12 protein-coding genes and 1 pseudogene are annotated in these 14717 nt (G+C 54.6%); 6 read left to right on the forward strand and 7 right to left on the reverse strand.

Going from position 1 to position 14717, the window contains the following annotated elements; all coding sequences use genetic code 11:
• Both NG42_RS23555 and manX read right to left on the reverse strand, forming a co-directional pair.
• Positions 1-101: pseudogene (locus tag NG42_RS23555) on the reverse strand (PTS mannose/fructose/sorbose transporter subunit IIC); the annotation flags it as partial.
• A 71-nt stretch (positions 102-172) separates the two neighbouring features.
• Positions 173-1138, reverse strand: coding sequence for a PTS mannose transporter subunit IIAB (gene manX, locus NG42_RS14175; protein WP_052900103.1), 966 nt, complete (start codon positions 1136-1138; stop codon positions 173-175).
• A 519-nt stretch (positions 1139-1657) separates the two neighbouring features.
• Here manX and NG42_RS14180 point away from each other — a divergent pair.
• Positions 1658-3220: a TerC family protein gene (locus NG42_RS14180; protein WP_052900104.1), complete on the forward strand. Its 1563-nt coding sequence runs from the start codon at positions 1658-1660 to the stop codon at positions 3218-3220.
• A gap of 74 nt (positions 3221-3294) precedes the next feature.
• Here NG42_RS14180 and NG42_RS14185 read toward each other — a convergent pair whose 3' ends face one another.
• From NG42_RS14185 to pabB, 4 genes are all read right to left on the reverse strand, one after another.
• Positions 3295-4857, reverse strand: coding sequence for an EAL domain-containing protein (locus NG42_RS14185; RefSeq protein WP_052900105.1), 1563 nt, complete (start codon positions 4855-4857; stop codon positions 3295-3297).
• 217 nt (positions 4858-5074) lie between these two features.
• Positions 5075-6439 carry an L-serine ammonia-lyase gene (gene sdaA, locus NG42_RS14190; protein WP_052900106.1) on the reverse strand — a complete coding sequence of 455 codons (1365 nt, stop codon included), beginning with the start codon at positions 6437-6439 and terminating at the stop codon, positions 5075-5077.
• Between the two features lie 302 nt (positions 6440-6741).
• Positions 6742-7317, reverse strand: a complete 576-nt coding sequence (locus NG42_RS14195; protein WP_052900107.1) for a CoA pyrophosphatase — start codon at positions 7315-7317, stop codon at positions 6742-6744.
• A complete protein-coding gene (gene pabB / locus NG42_RS14200; RefSeq protein ID WP_052900108.1) occupies positions 7307-8677 on the reverse strand; it encodes an aminodeoxychorismate synthase component 1 in 1371 nt (456 codons plus the stop codon). Before pabB ends, NG42_RS14195 begins: the two co-directional genes overlap by 11 nt.
• Positions 8678-8789: 112 nt before the next feature.
• Between pabB and NG42_RS14205 the strand changes: the two genes are divergently transcribed.
• Positions 8790-8975: a YoaH family protein gene (locus tag NG42_RS14205; protein WP_052900109.1), complete on the forward strand. Its 186-nt coding sequence runs from the start codon at positions 8790-8792 to the stop codon at positions 8973-8975.
• 14 nt (positions 8976-8989) lie between these two features.
• On the opposite strand, the gene NG42_RS14210 is transcribed toward NG42_RS14205, so the two are convergent.
• A complete protein-coding gene (locus NG42_RS14210; protein ID WP_052900110.1) occupies positions 8990-9334 on the reverse strand; it encodes a RidA family protein in 345 nt (114 codons plus the stop codon).
• A 130-nt stretch (positions 9335-9464) separates the two neighbouring features.
• On the opposite strand from NG42_RS14210, the gene NG42_RS14215 reads away from it, so the two are divergent.
• From NG42_RS14215 to fadD, 4 genes are all read left to right on the forward strand, one after another.
• On the forward strand, positions 9465-11375 hold the full coding sequence (locus NG42_RS14215; RefSeq protein WP_052900111.1) for a DNA repair helicase YoaA: 1911 nt from the start codon (positions 9465-9467) through the stop codon (positions 11373-11375).
• Positions 11376-11432: 57 nt separating this feature from the next.
• Positions 11433-12134, forward strand: a complete 702-nt coding sequence (gene tsaB, locus NG42_RS14220; RefSeq protein WP_052900175.1) for a tRNA (adenosine(37)-N6)-threonylcarbamoyltransferase complex dimerization subunit type 1 TsaB — start codon at positions 11433-11435, stop codon at positions 12132-12134.
• A gap of 56 nt (positions 12135-12190) precedes the next feature.
• Positions 12191-12787 carry a Slp family lipoprotein gene (locus tag NG42_RS14225; protein WP_052900112.1) on the forward strand — a complete coding sequence of 199 codons (597 nt, stop codon included), beginning with the start codon at positions 12191-12193 and terminating at the stop codon, positions 12785-12787.
• A 222-nt stretch (positions 12788-13009) separates the two neighbouring features.
• The gene (gene fadD, locus NG42_RS14230; RefSeq protein WP_156322135.1) at positions 13010-14695 is read left to right on the forward strand and encodes a long-chain-fatty-acid--CoA ligase FadD; all 1686 of its coding nucleotides are present in this window, start codon (positions 13010-13012) and stop codon (positions 14693-14695) included.
• Positions 14696-14717: the final 22 nt, after the last annotated feature.

Here is a 14717-nt window from a genome sequence, read left to right on the forward strand (position 1 = left end):
ACCAGCGGACGGTGAAACTGAAACTCATCAAGAATCGATCCCATACCTGCGACGCAGGCAACAATAAATATCAGTACAATTTGAAGAGTGGTAATCTCCATTGCACTTCTCCTTCTGACATTAACATTCTGAGGTAAACCTGACGCGTCAGGCGATGAATAAGGCTTTCAACTTATTGATTCACTCTGGCAATCAGGTCCATCATTTTTAGTTTCTGGTCGGACGAGACTTTTCTCACTTCCAGTTCGATGCCGCGAGCATTGAGCTTTTTAAACGCTTCAATGTCCTTTTCATCAACCGACACCGCATTGTTCACCTGGGTTTTGCCCTGGCGGAACGCCATGCCACCGATATTGACGGATTTGATATTGACGCCTTCTGCCACAATCCGCTCGACATCGGTCGGATTGGTGAACAGCAGCATCACTTTATCCTGACCATATTTCGGGTTGTTGTAGACGCGAACCATTTTGGCGACATCAACCACATGCGCGGTGACGCCGGGTGGCGCGACCTGAGTCAGCAGGGTTTTACGCACGTTATCCGCTGCCACTTCATCACTGACGACGATGATGCGGTTAACGTTGGTTTCTTTAGTCCAGCGGGTGGCGACCTGACCATGAATCAGGCGGTCATCGATACGCGCCAGACCAATTTTCATATGATCTTCGGCGCTCATCGGCTTTTGCGGTGCAGCAGGGGCGACAGGTTTAACGGCGGCAACCGCAGCGGGTTCCGCTTCTTTGGCCTTCAGCGCTTTCACCCCTTCACGGCCCGTTTCCACCGCCAGCGCCACCAGCTCATCAAATGCCGGATCGTCATCACGCGCCATCAGCGTTTCCACCAGCATCGGGATGTTTACCCCAGCGATCACTTCATAGTTTTGCTTATCGACCACAATACGACTGGCGGCGTTAAACGGACTGCCACCCCAGGTATCAACGAGGAACAGTACGCCCTTACTGGTATCCAGTTCCGCAAGGCGTGCGGTGTATTTCTCTATCAGGGTTTCAGCATTTTCACCGGGGACAAAATCAATCCAGCCGACGTTTTCCTGTTCGCCTAACAGCATTTCGGCGGTTTTAAGAAGCTGTTCCGCTGCCCAACCATGCGTGCCGATGACAATAGCAATAGTCACTTGCTACCTCCTTTTAGAATAGTGAGCGCTTCAGCCAGTGTGCACTGAGTCGCCAACGGGTTGCTCGCCACAGCGAAAAACCCACCCCATGTAAACGCCGCAATCATCTGTAAGACTTTTTGCAGTGTCAGGATTTGAAGCGATTGTTTCGGTAATTATTTTAGTCTGTGAAAAAATAAATTTTGTGACCCCGCTCAGTTAATACGATGGTTAACTTGCTGATTTGTCATTCAGCTTAGTTATAAGGCGGCCAAATTGAGCCACTTTGTTAACTGTAAGAAAATATTTTGACGACAATGTTTCTGCTGATAAAGTAATGCTTCCTTTTTTGCTACAGGAGTAATGGGCCTCAGCCCTCCCTATGGACTGTCACCGAAGTTGCTTATCCATGCCACCGGGTCATCCGGCTTGTTTTCTGACGCCTTCCGGCGTATCACGCACTATTGCCTGTCGTTATCCCCTGCGCACGCCCATTAGCCTGATGGCGGCGTTGTCCTGTTCCTTGTTCCGGAGTCTGTAATGGAATTTCTTTTAGACCCCTCAATTTGGGCCGGTCTGCTGACGCTAATCGTTCTTGAGATCGTGCTGGGTATTGATAACCTGGTATTTATCGCCATCCTGGCGGACAAATTGCCGCCGAAGCAGCGCGATAAAGCGCGTCTGATCGGCCTGTCGCTGGCGCTGCTGATGCGTCTGGGGCTGTTGTCGTTAATTTCCTGGATGGTGACCCTGACAAAACCGCTGTTCAGCGTGGCTGATTTCAGCTTTTCGGGGCGCGACCTGATTCTGTTGTTCGGCGGGGTGTTCTTGCTGTTTAAGGCGACCATGGAGTTGCATGAACGGCTGGAGAACCGTCAACACGAGAGTGACGGCAACCGCACTTACGCCAGTTTCTGGGCAGTGGTGATTCAGATTGTGGTACTGGATGCGGTGTTCTCGCTTGATGCGGTGATTACCGCGGTGGGTATGGTCAATGACCTGGCGATTATGATGACCGCAGTGATCATTGCCATGGGCGTCATGCTGCTGGCGTCGAAGCCGTTAACTAACTTTGTTAACGCGCATCCGACAGTGGTGGTGCTGTGCCTCAGCTTCCTGCTGATGATTGGTTTGAGCCTGGTGGCTGAAGGCTTTGGTTTCCATATTCCGAAAGGTTACCTGTACGCGGCGATCGGCTTCTCGATTCTTATCGAGCTGTTTAACCAGATTGCGCGGCGTAACTTTATTCGTCATCAGTCGCATCGTCCGATGCGTGAGCGTACCGCCGAAGCGATTCTGCGCCTGATGGGCGGGCGCCAGGGTTCGCAGCAGGTGAAAAGCGAGAGCAGCGAGGTGGCTTCGGTAATGCCGAAGGAAGCGTTTAAAGACGAAGAGCGCTATATGATTAACGGCGTGCTGACGCTGGCTTCGCGCTCGGTGCGCAGCATTATGACGCCGCGCGGCGAAATCTCATGGGTCGATGCTGAACGTCCGCTGGATGAAATCCGCATTCAGCTGCTGGATACGCCACACAGCCTGTTCCCGGTGTGTCGCGGTGAGCTGGATGAAATTATCGGCGTGGTGCGTGCCAAGGAACTGCTGGTGGCGCTGGATCACGGTATTGATGTGGCTACCTTCGCCTCGGCGACGCCACCGATTATCGTGCCGGAAACCCTCGACCCGATTAACCTGTTGGGTGTGCTGCGTCGTGCCAAGGGCAGCTTTGTGGTGGTCACCAGTGAGTTCGGCGTGGTGCAGGGTCTGATTACCCCGCTGGATGTGCTGGAAGCGATTGCCGGTGAATTCCCGGATGAGGATGAAACCCCGGATATTATCGCCGACGGTGACGGCTGGCTGGTCAAAGGCGGCACCGATCTGCACTCGCTGCAACAGCTGCTGGATACCAAGGATCTGGTGAAAGCCGAGGACGATCACGCTTCACTGGCGGGCTTACTGATTGCGCAGAAAGGGCAACTGCCGTTACCCGGTGATGTGATTGAGCTATTGCCACTGCGCTTCCAGATTATCGAAGCCACCGAGTATCGTGTGGATCTGGTGCGTGTGACGAAAGAGCGCAACGAGATGGATGAAGAAGAGTCCTGATTAAGGGATGGAGGGCGGTGAGAATATCGCCCTGAAACAGGAAAACACAACGGCGCTTTTATCGCGCCGTTTTTTTATGTCATCTGATCCGACTGATGTGCACTCAGCCATGCCGGGAAATCCGCTAATGGCATCGGGCGGGCAAAATAATAACCCTGTAGCGTATCCACTCCGCGCTCACGCAAATAGGCCGCCTGTTCCGCGGTTTCCACCCCTTCGGCCACCACGCTGATATTCAGGCGCTGCGCCAGCGAAATCACCATATCCGTCACCGTAGCGTTAATCGCATCGGTACCGATCGAGGCGGTAAAGATTTTATCGATCTTCAGCACATCGGGACTGAGGGTTTTCAGATAAGAGAGCGAACTGTGGCCGGTGCCAAAGTCGTCAATCGCTACTTTAACGCCGGTTTTTTGCAGGTGGGCGACCACGCGTTGATCCACCACCGGCAGGGCATCTCGTTCGGTCAGTTCAACAATCAGCTGCGGACGCGGGTTCGCCGGCCACCACAGATGCTGTAAATCGTCGAGAATGGCGCGGTCATGGAAGTGGCTGGCGGCGACGTTAAGGGCAATATGGAAAGCCGGGTTGTCGGGCAGCGAGGGCAGGTGGCTCACGGCTTCCGTAATCACAAAACGCGTCAGCGGCGCGATCAGGTTTTGCCGTTCGGCCATCGGAATAAAGACATCCGGCGGCACCCAACCCTGACGGGGATTATGCCAGCGCAGCAGCAGTTCAATGCCGTCACATCCACCGGTTTGCGCATTGATTAACGGCTGGCAGTAAACGATAAACTCCTGCGACGATAAGCCGTAGCTGATTTCCCAGGCGATACTCATCCGGTTCGCGGTCGCCAGCCAGACGATATAGCCCATCAGCAGGCTCAGTAACAGCGCCAGCGGCAGCTGAGACGGAAGCGCCATCAGCGCCAGACGGGCGGGCGACGGGCCGAACAGCGTGATCGAAAACGGATAGCGCATCGACGCTTCTTCGTAGCTCACTTCATCTTCGGAGGGAATAGCCGGCTGGATAAGCGGAGTGCCATATTCCAGGCTTTTACCGCCAACATTAAATATCGCGCGCTCAACCCATGGCAGTGCCGGTTCCAGCAGATAATTGCTCATCATCTCGATGTTAATCACCTGCACAATACCGGACTGATTATCGAGTGATTTTGGCGTCCACAACATCAGAACCGGCGAACCTTTCAGCAGGTAGTTGTCGGTGGTCAGCAGCATACGCTGATTATTTACTGCCAGCTCGGGGTAAAGTTCACTGAATGACAGGGTGCGGTCACCAAAGATGCTGGAGCAGTAGATACTGTCATTCTCGACCAGTAACAGCACTCGCACCGTTTGCAGGGTCGCCAGCTTCTCCACCAGCGGAAAACGTACATCGGTGCAGCGCAGGCCGACCAGCCCGAGGGTGTTATTCGCCGAGACATCCAGCGGTGAGAACATGCGGTCAAAACGCTGGATCGCTTCACTGGCAAAGGTGTGCGACAGTTGTTCGATGCGGCTTTTTTCTTCGAAAAAGCGAAAGGCCAGGGCAAGAATGATCACTAACGCGGCAACAGTCGAAGCAATCAATAAACGCTTGCGACGAAACTGTCCAACAATTTGCTGGGACACTTGCATCAGTAACCATCCTTAAGAAAGTGCCAAATGAAATTCTGACTAGCAGTTATCGACCGTGCGTAAGCTGAGTTTAGTACCGATAATTAAAAAGCGCAGCGGCCATAAATAACAACGCGGCCTGAAAAGGCCGCGTAGGTTTACTGTAGCGCTTTACCGCTATATCTGATAGTTCTGGAGCAACTATTTATGCGGCAGTGCACTCATTTCTAATGAGAAATTAGTCACATTGCACTTTAATCGCCAGCCCGCCGCGTGAAGTTTCACGATATTTGGCGTTCATATCTTTGCCGGTTTCATACATGGTTTCGATCACTTTATCCAGTGAGACGCGTGGCTGGCTGGTGCGTCGCATGGCCATACGCGCGGAGTTGATCGCTTTTACCGACGCGATAGCATTACGCTCAATGCACGGCACCTGCACCTGGCCGGCAACCGGATCGCAGGTCAGACCGAGGTTGTGTTCCATACCGATTTCGGCCGCGACGCAAACCTGTTCCGGGCTGGCACCCAATAATTCAGCCAGACCAGCGGCGGCCATCGAACAGGCTACACCGACTTCACCCTGGCAACCCACTTCCGCGCCGGAAATAGACGCATTCATTTTATACAGCACGCCAACCGCACCGGCGGCGAGGAAATAGCGGATAAAAATATCCGGGCTGACCGATTCGATAAAGTGATCATAGTAAGCCAGCACCGCTGGGACGATACCGCAGGCACCGTTGGTCGGAGCGGTAACCACCCGGCCACCGGCCGCATTCTCTTCATTGACCGCCAGCGCAAACATATTGACCCAGTCAATCACGTTCATCGGGTCGCTGGAGAGCTTATCGGATGAGACCAGCAAACGACGCAGCGCCGAGGCGCGGCGCGGAACCCGCAGTGGGCCAGGCAGAACGCCTTCGGTATTCAGACCACGATCGATACAGTCGCGCATCGCTTGCCAGACATCACCAAAATACTTCTCGATATCCTGACGGCTGTGCAGCGCCAGTTCGTTTTTCATCACCATGCCGGAGAGTGACAGGCCGGTTTCATGGCAGTGCGCCAGCATCTCTTTCGCCGAATGGAAAGGATAGGGCACGCTGACTTCATCCAGCGCGGACTCACCGAAGTGCTCCTCATCGACAATAAAACCGCCGCCGATGGAGTAATAAGTTTTGCTGTAGATAAGCTGTTCACCGGCAAAAGCATGGATGCGCATGCCGTTCTCATGCAGCGACAGGTTATCACTGCGGAACACCATGCCGCCTTCACGCGGGAAATCAACCTCGTGCTCGCCATTTGCCAGCAGCAGGCGCTGACGCTGCTCGACGTCACGAATAAAGCCCGGAATGCTGTCAATATCCACGCTGTCCGGAGACGCGCCCGACAACCCCATAATAATCGCGATATCAGTATGGTGGCCCTTACCGGTCAGGGAAAGAGAGCCATAAACGTCGACGGCAATACGCGTAACAGAAGAGAGCTGGCCATTTTGCACCAGATCATCGACGAACTGTTTGCCGGCTTTCATCGGTCCTACCGTATGAGAACTGGAAGGGCCAATGCCGATCTTAAACATGTCGAAAACGCTAATCACGCTACACGCTCCTTAAAGTGGTTATCTCTGCGTTGGCTATCGGGTGAGCAGAGCGACTGGTGTCAATCATGCGGGAAAGGGGAAAGCTATCGCATGAAAAAAAACTTATCTAAATAAACTGTCAGATTTCTGACTGCCGCATTAAACGGCGGCATAGCATAACTGACTTTGATTGCGCGAGGAATATAAATGAAAAGCCGCCTGATGTAAGTGATTCAGATCGCTTACTCAGGCATTGCCAGTGAAAAATAATGAATTGTGCAGAAATCAGACGATATTTGTAGTGGAACGCGCCAGCCGCATCAGGGCTGACCAATCTGCAAGCTGAGCTGGCGAATAATTCCGGCGGTCATGCCCCAGACAAAGTAATCCTCAAACCACGATAGCCAGACGCGATGTTCCGTGCCGTGACGATGAATATCCAGTGGCGTATAGCGGCCGAGGCGCAGCGCTTCCTGCAATGGCATTTCAAACACCGCTGCCACTTCATCTTCACTCGGATGATAAGTAATGGTATCCGGCAGGATACCGACCACCGGCGTCACCTGAAAGCCGGTGCTGCTGGTGACGGCCGGCAGCGTACCAATGACTTTTACGCTGGCGGGCGTGATTGCCACTTCCTCTTCGGCTTCACGCAGTGCGGTGAAAACCAGCGAAGGATCGCTGTGATCCATCATTCCGCCAGGAAAGGCCACCTGACCGGCATGCTTGCGTAGCGAATCGGCGCGGCGGGTCAATAACAGCGTTGGCTGCGGCCGCGCGATAATCGGCACCAGTACCGCCGCGCGACGGGTCGGCAACACCGCTGGCTGGATTTCAGGCTGTTGTAGCATAAAACGGGTAAGAAACTGGGGCAACGTCAGCGAGTCAGCCGTCATGGCGGTGATCCTTAAGATAAGGCAGAATGCGGTTCACTTTGTCGAACGTCTCCTGATATTCCGCCTGCTGGTCACTGTCGGCCACGATGCCGCCGCCCGCCGAGCAGAACAGTTGCCCCTGTTCGGCAATCAGCGTGCGGATAGTAATACTGGTATCCATACGGCCGCAAAGACTGAGATAACCAATACTGCCGCACCAGGCGTTACGCCGCTGCGGTTCCAGCTCTTCAATAATCTCCATCGCACGCACCTTCGGGGCACCGGTAATGGAACCGCCAGGGAAGCAGGCGCGCAGCAGATCGCTGGCATTCAGTTCCGGCTTCAGTTGGGCACGAATGGTGCTGACCAGATGATGCACCGCCGGGAAAGGCTCGACGACAAACAGTTCGGGCACGTTAACCGTACCGGGCAGCGCCACGCGGCCAATATCATTGCGCAGCAGATCGACAATCATCAGGTTTTCCGCACGATCTTTTGGCGAGGATGCCAGTTTTTCTGCCTGGCGGCGATCGGCTTCAGCCTCCGCTAAACGCGGCAGGGTGCCTTTAATCGGGCGGGTTTCAATCTCACCCTGTTGCAGTTCAAGGAAGCGCTCTGGCGACAGGCTGAGGATCGCGCTCTGTTGCAGCCGGATAAAGGCGCTGAAAGGCGCGCGGTTCTGCTGATTCAGCAGATTAAACGCCTGCCATTCATCGCCACGATAGCGGGCGGCGAAACGCTGCGCCAGATTTACCTGATAACAATCGCCCGCTTGCAGATACTGCTGTATGCTGTCGAACTTCTCACCGTACTGCGCAGGCGTCATATTCGACTGCCACTCGCTGGTGAGGGTAAAGGCTTCAGTCTGCTGCGGGGCTGGCAGCGTCAGCAACCAGCTGCGGCGTGCTTCATGCTGCCGGTGGGTAATCAGCGTCAGCGTCTGGCGATGATGATCGGCGATCAACGCCCAGTCATACAGCCCGACCGCCATATCCGGCGTGGTCAAATCGGCGACGGCCGTTTGCGGCAGTTGCTCGAAACGGCGACCAAGATCGTAACCAAACAGTCCCAGTGCGCCTCCCTGGAAAGGAAGGTCGGGATGCTGCGTGGTCGGTAAGTTGAGTTTATCCAGCGCTTGCTGCAACAACGTCAGGGGATCGGCAGCCGACTCGGTGAGGATTTCACCCTGCTGCCAGTGCGTCACTGCGCCGCGAGTCTGTAATGTGGCGCACGGCTCTGCCACCATCATATCGAAACGGTTATCGGCATGCTCGGCGAAGCCGGAACTGAGCAGCATTGCCCAGGGTAAATGGGCTACGCGTGCAAACAGATTATGCAGGGCATCGGGCGTATAGTCTAAAGCGTGGTAAACAGGCAGCATTGAATTCAGCAGGTCGTCACATCATAAAGATGCAAGCCTGGCATATTTTTGCCTTGCTGGCATCTCTTTGTTTGTCGTGAAATAATTTGCATATTCATTATTAGGAGTCACCATGATTACAGGTCTTCCCGCATTATCACACGAACAGCAGCAGCAAGCTGTGGAGCGTATTCAGGAATTAATGTCGCAGGGATTAACCAGTGGCCAGGCGATCGCGCTGGTGGCGCAGGAGATTCGTGAAACCCATACCGGTGGGATGATTGCGGCGCGCTTCGAAGATGAGGATGACGAAGAGTAACGCGCCGCGCTGATTTACAGTGCAGCGATAATCTTGATTTCCACTTTGTATTTCGGGTTCATCAGATTTGCCTGCACCGTGCAGCGTACCGGTGCGTTACCCGGTGACACCCATGCGTCCCACGCACGGTTCATCGCCGGGAAATCCTCCAGGTTCACCAGAAAAAGGGTGGCATCCAGAATGCGGCTTTTATCCGAACCGACACGCGTCAGAAGCGCGTCAATCACCGCCAGCGCATTGGCCGTTTGCGCTTCGGCATCATCATCGAGATTTTCCGGCACGCTGGTGTAATACACCGTTTGATTGTGGATCACGGCTTCCGACATGCGGTGTTCAGGATCAATGCGGGTAATGCTCATCAAGGTTTCCTTCTTATTGAGTTTCGGTTGCCAGCCTGCCACAGAATTCATCCTGCTGTCATCTGTTGTGGAGGGCAGTACAAAATACTGACATAATAAACAGTGTTTTTTTCTCTGACAGAGAGGGTATGTGGCGGACGATTTTGCAGCAGACGGCGCACTGGCGCGGGAAATTCCCGGTTTTAAACCGCGTGAAGCGCAGCGTCAGATGGCTGAGGCGGTCAGTAAGGCGATTGAAAACCGCAGCGAGCTGGTGGTCGAAGCCGGTACAGGTACAGGTAAAACCTTCGCTTATTTAGCCCCGGCACTGCGCGCCGGTAAAAAAGTGATCGTCTCCACCGGCTCCAAAGCCTTGCAGGATCAGCTGTACAGCCGGGATTTACCGACCGTGGCGCGGGCGCTGAAATTTAAAGGCAGCCTCGCGCTGCTGAAAGGCCGCTCCAACTATCTCTGTCTTGAACGTCTTGAGCAGCAGTCAATGGCCGGCGGCGAGCTGGCGGTGCAGGCGATGAGCGATCTGGTTCATCTGCGCGGCTGGTCGAACGAAACCGTCGACGGTGATATCAGTACCTGCGGCGGTGTGGCGGAAGACAGCACCATCTGGCCGCTGGTGACCAGCACCAACGATAACTGCCTCGGCAGTGACTGCCCGCTGTATAAAGATTGTTTCGTGGTGAAAGCGCGCCGCCGCGCCATGGACGCCGACGTGGTGGTGGTGAATCATCACCTGTTTCTCGCCGATATGGTGGTAAAGGAGAGCGGTTTCGCCGAGCTGATCCCCGAAGCCGACGTAATGATCTTCGATGAAGCGCATCAGGTGCCGGATATTGCCAGCCAGTATTTTGGTCAGCAGCTCTCCAGTCGTCAGCTGATCGATCTGGCGAAAGATATTACGATTGCCTACCGCACCGAAATCCGCGATGCCCAGCAGTTGCAGAAATCTGCCGATCGACTGGCGCAGTGCGCGCAGGATTTCCGGCTGGCGCTTGGCGACCCGGGTTTCCGCGGTAATTTACGTGAGCTGTTAAGTGACACGCATATCCAGCGTGCGCTGACGTTACTCGATGACGCGCTGGAACTCTGTTACGACGTGGCGAAAATGTCGCTTGGGCGCTCGGCACTGCTGGATGCCGCTTTTGAGCGCGCGGCGCTGTACCGCAACCGCCTGAAGCGGCTGAAAGATGTGTCACAACCGGGCTTCAGCTACTGGTATGAGTGTAACTCGCGTCACTTTGTGCTGGCGCTGACGCCGCTGTCGGTCTCCGAACGCTTCCGTGAAGTGATGGATGAGCGCCCGGCGGCATGGATTTTCACCTCAGCGACGCTGTCGGTTAATGAGCAGATGAGTCATTTCGTTGAGCGACTCGGCGTGACCGGCGCTGACTCAATGATTCTTTCCAGCCCGTTTGATTACGCCAGCCAGGCGTTGCTGTGCGTGCCGCGTAATTTGCCGTCGCCGAATCAGCCTGACGGTGCGCGCCAGCTGGCCCGCATGCTGCTGCCGCTGATTGAGGCCAATAATGGCCGCTGCTTCTTTCTCTGTACCTCGCATAAAATGATGCGTGAGCTGGCAGAACAGTTTCGTGCGCTGCTGACCCTGCCGGTGTTGTTGCAGGGCGAAACCAGTAAAGGCCAGTTGCTGAAACAGTTTGTCGCGGCCGGTAATGCGTTGCTGGTTGCTACCAGCAGTTTCTGGGAAGGGGTGGATGTACGCGGCGATGCGCTGTCGCTGGTGATTATCGATAAGCTGCCGTTTACCTCGCCGGACGATCCTCTGTTAAAGGCGCGCATGGAAGACTGCAAAGTGCGCGGCGGCGAACCGTTTGATGATGTGCAACTGCCGGATGCGGTGATTACCCTGAAACAAGGGGTGGGGCGTTTGATCCGCGACGTTGACGATCGGGGCGTGCTGGTGATTTGTGATAACCGGCTGGTGATGCGTCCGTATGGCGCGGTTTTCCTTAACAGCCTGCCGCCGACGCCGCGTACCCGCGATATCCAGCAGGCGGTTGATTTCCTTACCTCTGCGTCAGCGCAGTAATTCGCGGCACCTTGTGCTAAGATGCCGCCGAAAATTTTTATCCCGCCTGAGGTTGTTATGTCCACGCGAATTTTAGCCATTGATACCGCGACTGAAGCTTGTTCAGTGGCGCTGTTAAATGATGAAAGCATTGATGCGCTGTTTGAACTCTGTCCGCGTGAGCATACGCAACGCATTCTGCCGATGGTGCAGCAGGTGCTGGCAAATAATCAGCTAAACTTAAATCAGCTGGATGCGCTGGCTTTTGGCCGTGGGCCAGGCAGTTTTACCGGCGTGCGTATCGGCATTGGCATCGCGCAGGGGCTGGGGCTGGGCGCGGATTTGCCGCTGATTGGCGTGTCAACGCTGGCGACCATGGCGCAGGGCGCCTGGCGTCAGACCGGTGCCACCCGGGTGCTGGCGGCAATTGACGCGCGGATGGGCGAAGTCTACTGGGCAGAGTACCAGCGCGATGAGCAAGGTAACTGGCTGGGTGAAAGCAGTGAAGCGGTACTGAAGCCGGATGCGGCAATGGCGCGGATGGCACAGCTGGATGGCGAGTGGGCGACGGTTGGCACCGGCTGGAAAGCCTGGCCGGAGCTGGCCGAGCAGAGTCCGTTGCAGTTAACCGCCACCGCCGTTGAACTGCCCGCCGCAGAAGATATGTTACCACTGGCGGTGCTGGCGCTGGCCACGGGTCACACCGTCGCCGCAGAGCATGCTGAGCCAACCTATTTGCGTAATGAAGTGACCTGGAAAAAATTGCCCGGACGTCAGTAACCGGCAACTTTTTAGCTGCCTGAGAGTCTAAAAAAACAGTACAGGGAGAGATCATAATGCGTAAACGTTTTATTGGCCCGGCCGGTGCGTTATTACTGGCAACTGTTTTACTTTCAGGCTGTGTTTCCGTTCCCGATTCGGTGAAAGGCAGCTCGGCCGCTCCACAGCAAGATTTACTGCGGGTTATGAATGCACCGCAGTTGTATGTCGGTCAGGAAGCGCGCTTTGGCGGTAAAGTGGTCAACGTCACCAATCTTACTGGCCGCACGCGTTTAGAGATTGCCACTCAGCGACTGGATGACAGCGCACGGCCGATTCTCGGTTCGGCTTCTGTCGGGCGAATTTTCGCCGATGTGAACAGCTTCATCGATCCGGTTGATGTAAAAAATCAGATGGTGACGGTGGTCGGGCCAATTAAGGGCACCGAAAAAGGTGAAATTGGTAAGGCAGCCTACAATTTTGTCGTGGTGAATGTGACCGGCTATCAGCGCTGGCATTTGACACAACAGGTTATGGTTCCGCCGCAGCCGATTGATCCGTGGATTTGGTATGGTCCACCGCGGGGTCGTCATGGCGGCTACTGGGGGCCAGGCCCGTGGGGCGGTTACTACAATCCCGCACCGGCGCAGGTTCAGACTATTTTGACCGAGTAAAACCCGCAGTAACATCGTGTTAAAACATTTTGCGGCCCGGTCGCGACATCATGCGACCGGGCTTTTTTATTTAATTTCTCAGGGAGTGAGAAATTTAGTGATGTGCTTCGCAACCTCGTCACAGAGAGATCTGCAAACTGGTACGCTGAGTTAAAATATTGTTAACAAGGCGTGCTGGCAGAGGCTGCGATGACAACAAATTATAATTTCCGAGGTGAATCCTTGAAAAAGGTTTGGCTTAACCGTTATCCGGCTGATGTTCCGGCTGAAATTAATTCTGAGCGCTATACGTCACTTATCGACCTGTTTGAGCAGGCAGCAAAACGTTATGCCGACCAGCCCGCTTTTATCAATATGGGGCAGGCGATGACTTTCCGTAAGCTGGAGGAGCGCAGTCGCGCCTTTGCCGCCTATTTACAGGAAGGGCTGGGGCTGAAAAAGGGCGACCGGGTGGCACTGATGATGCCAAACCTGTTGCAGTATCCAATCGCGCTGTTTGGTGTGCTGCGCGCCGGGATGATCGTGGTTAACGTCAACCCGCTGTACACCCCGCGTGAACTGGAACATCAGCTGAATGACAGCGGCGCCAGCGCGATTGTGCTGGTCTCCAACTTTGCGCATACGCTGGAAAAAGTGGTCGACCGGACTCAGGTTAAGCACGTTATCCTCACCCGACTGGGCGATCAGCTCTCCCCGGCGAAAGCCACGCTGGTCAACTTTGTCGTCAAATATATCAAGCGGCTGGTGCCGAAATATAACCTGCCAAACGCCATCTCGTTCCGCAGCGCCATGCACCAGGGCTACCGCCTGCAATATGTTAAGCCGGACATCATTAATGACGATCTGGCGTTTCTGCAATATACCGGCGGAACCACCGGCGTTGCAAAAGGCGCGATGCTGACCCACCGCAATATGCAGGCCAATCTTGAGCAGACCAAAGCCACTTATGGTTCGTTATTACAGGATGGTAACGAAACCGTGGTGACCGCACTGCCGCTGTATCATATCTTTGCGCTGACGGTGAACTGTCTGCTGTTTATTGAGCTGGGCGGCTGTAATCTGTTAATTACCAACCCGCGCGATATTCCGGGCCTGGTAAAAGAGCTGGGCAAATATCCGTTTACCGCCATTACCGGCGTGAATACGCTGTTTAATGCGCTGCTGAATGACAAAGATTTCCAGCAGCTGGATTTCTCCTCACTGCGCCTGTCGGCCGGTGGCGGCATGGCGGTGCAGAAGGCGGTGGCCGAGCGCTGGGAAAAGCTCACCGGACACTATTTGCTGGAAGGCTACGGGCTGACCGAGTGCTCGCCGCTGGTGTCGGTTAACCCTTACGATATCACCTGTCATAATGGCAGCATTGGTTTACCGGTGCCTTCCACCGATATCAAACTGGTGGATGACGAAGGCAATGAAGTGGCAGAGGGTGAACCGGGTGAGCTGTGTATTAAAGGGCCACAGGTGATGCTCGGCTACTGGCAGCATCCCAAAGCCACCGATGAAGTGTTAAAAAATGGATGGCTTCGCAGCGGCGATATTGTTACCGTTGATCATGAAGGCTTCCTGCGGATTGTCGATCGCAAAAAGGATATGATTCTGGTTTCCGGATTTAACGTCTATCCGAATGAGATCGAAGATGTTCTGATGCAACATCCGAAAGTGCGCGAAGCAGCAGCCATCGGTGTGCCAAGCGATCTGTCTGGCGAAGCAGTGAAAATCTGCGTGGTGAAGAAGGATGATTCACTGAGCAAAGACGAGCTGATCGAGCACTGTCGCCGCAATTTAACCGGCTATAAAGTGCCGAAAATTGTCGAGTTTCGTGACGAATTACCGAAAAGCAATGTCGGTAAAATTCTGCGGCGTGAGCTGCGTGACGAAGCGATAAAAGCGGCAAAACAGAGTCAGTAGCTGAAAAGAAGCTGCGAAAAGT

The organism is Winslowiella iniecta (genome assembly GCF_001267535.1).
Classification (GTDB): domain Bacteria; phylum Pseudomonadota; class Gammaproteobacteria; order Enterobacterales; family Enterobacteriaceae; genus Erwinia; species Erwinia iniecta.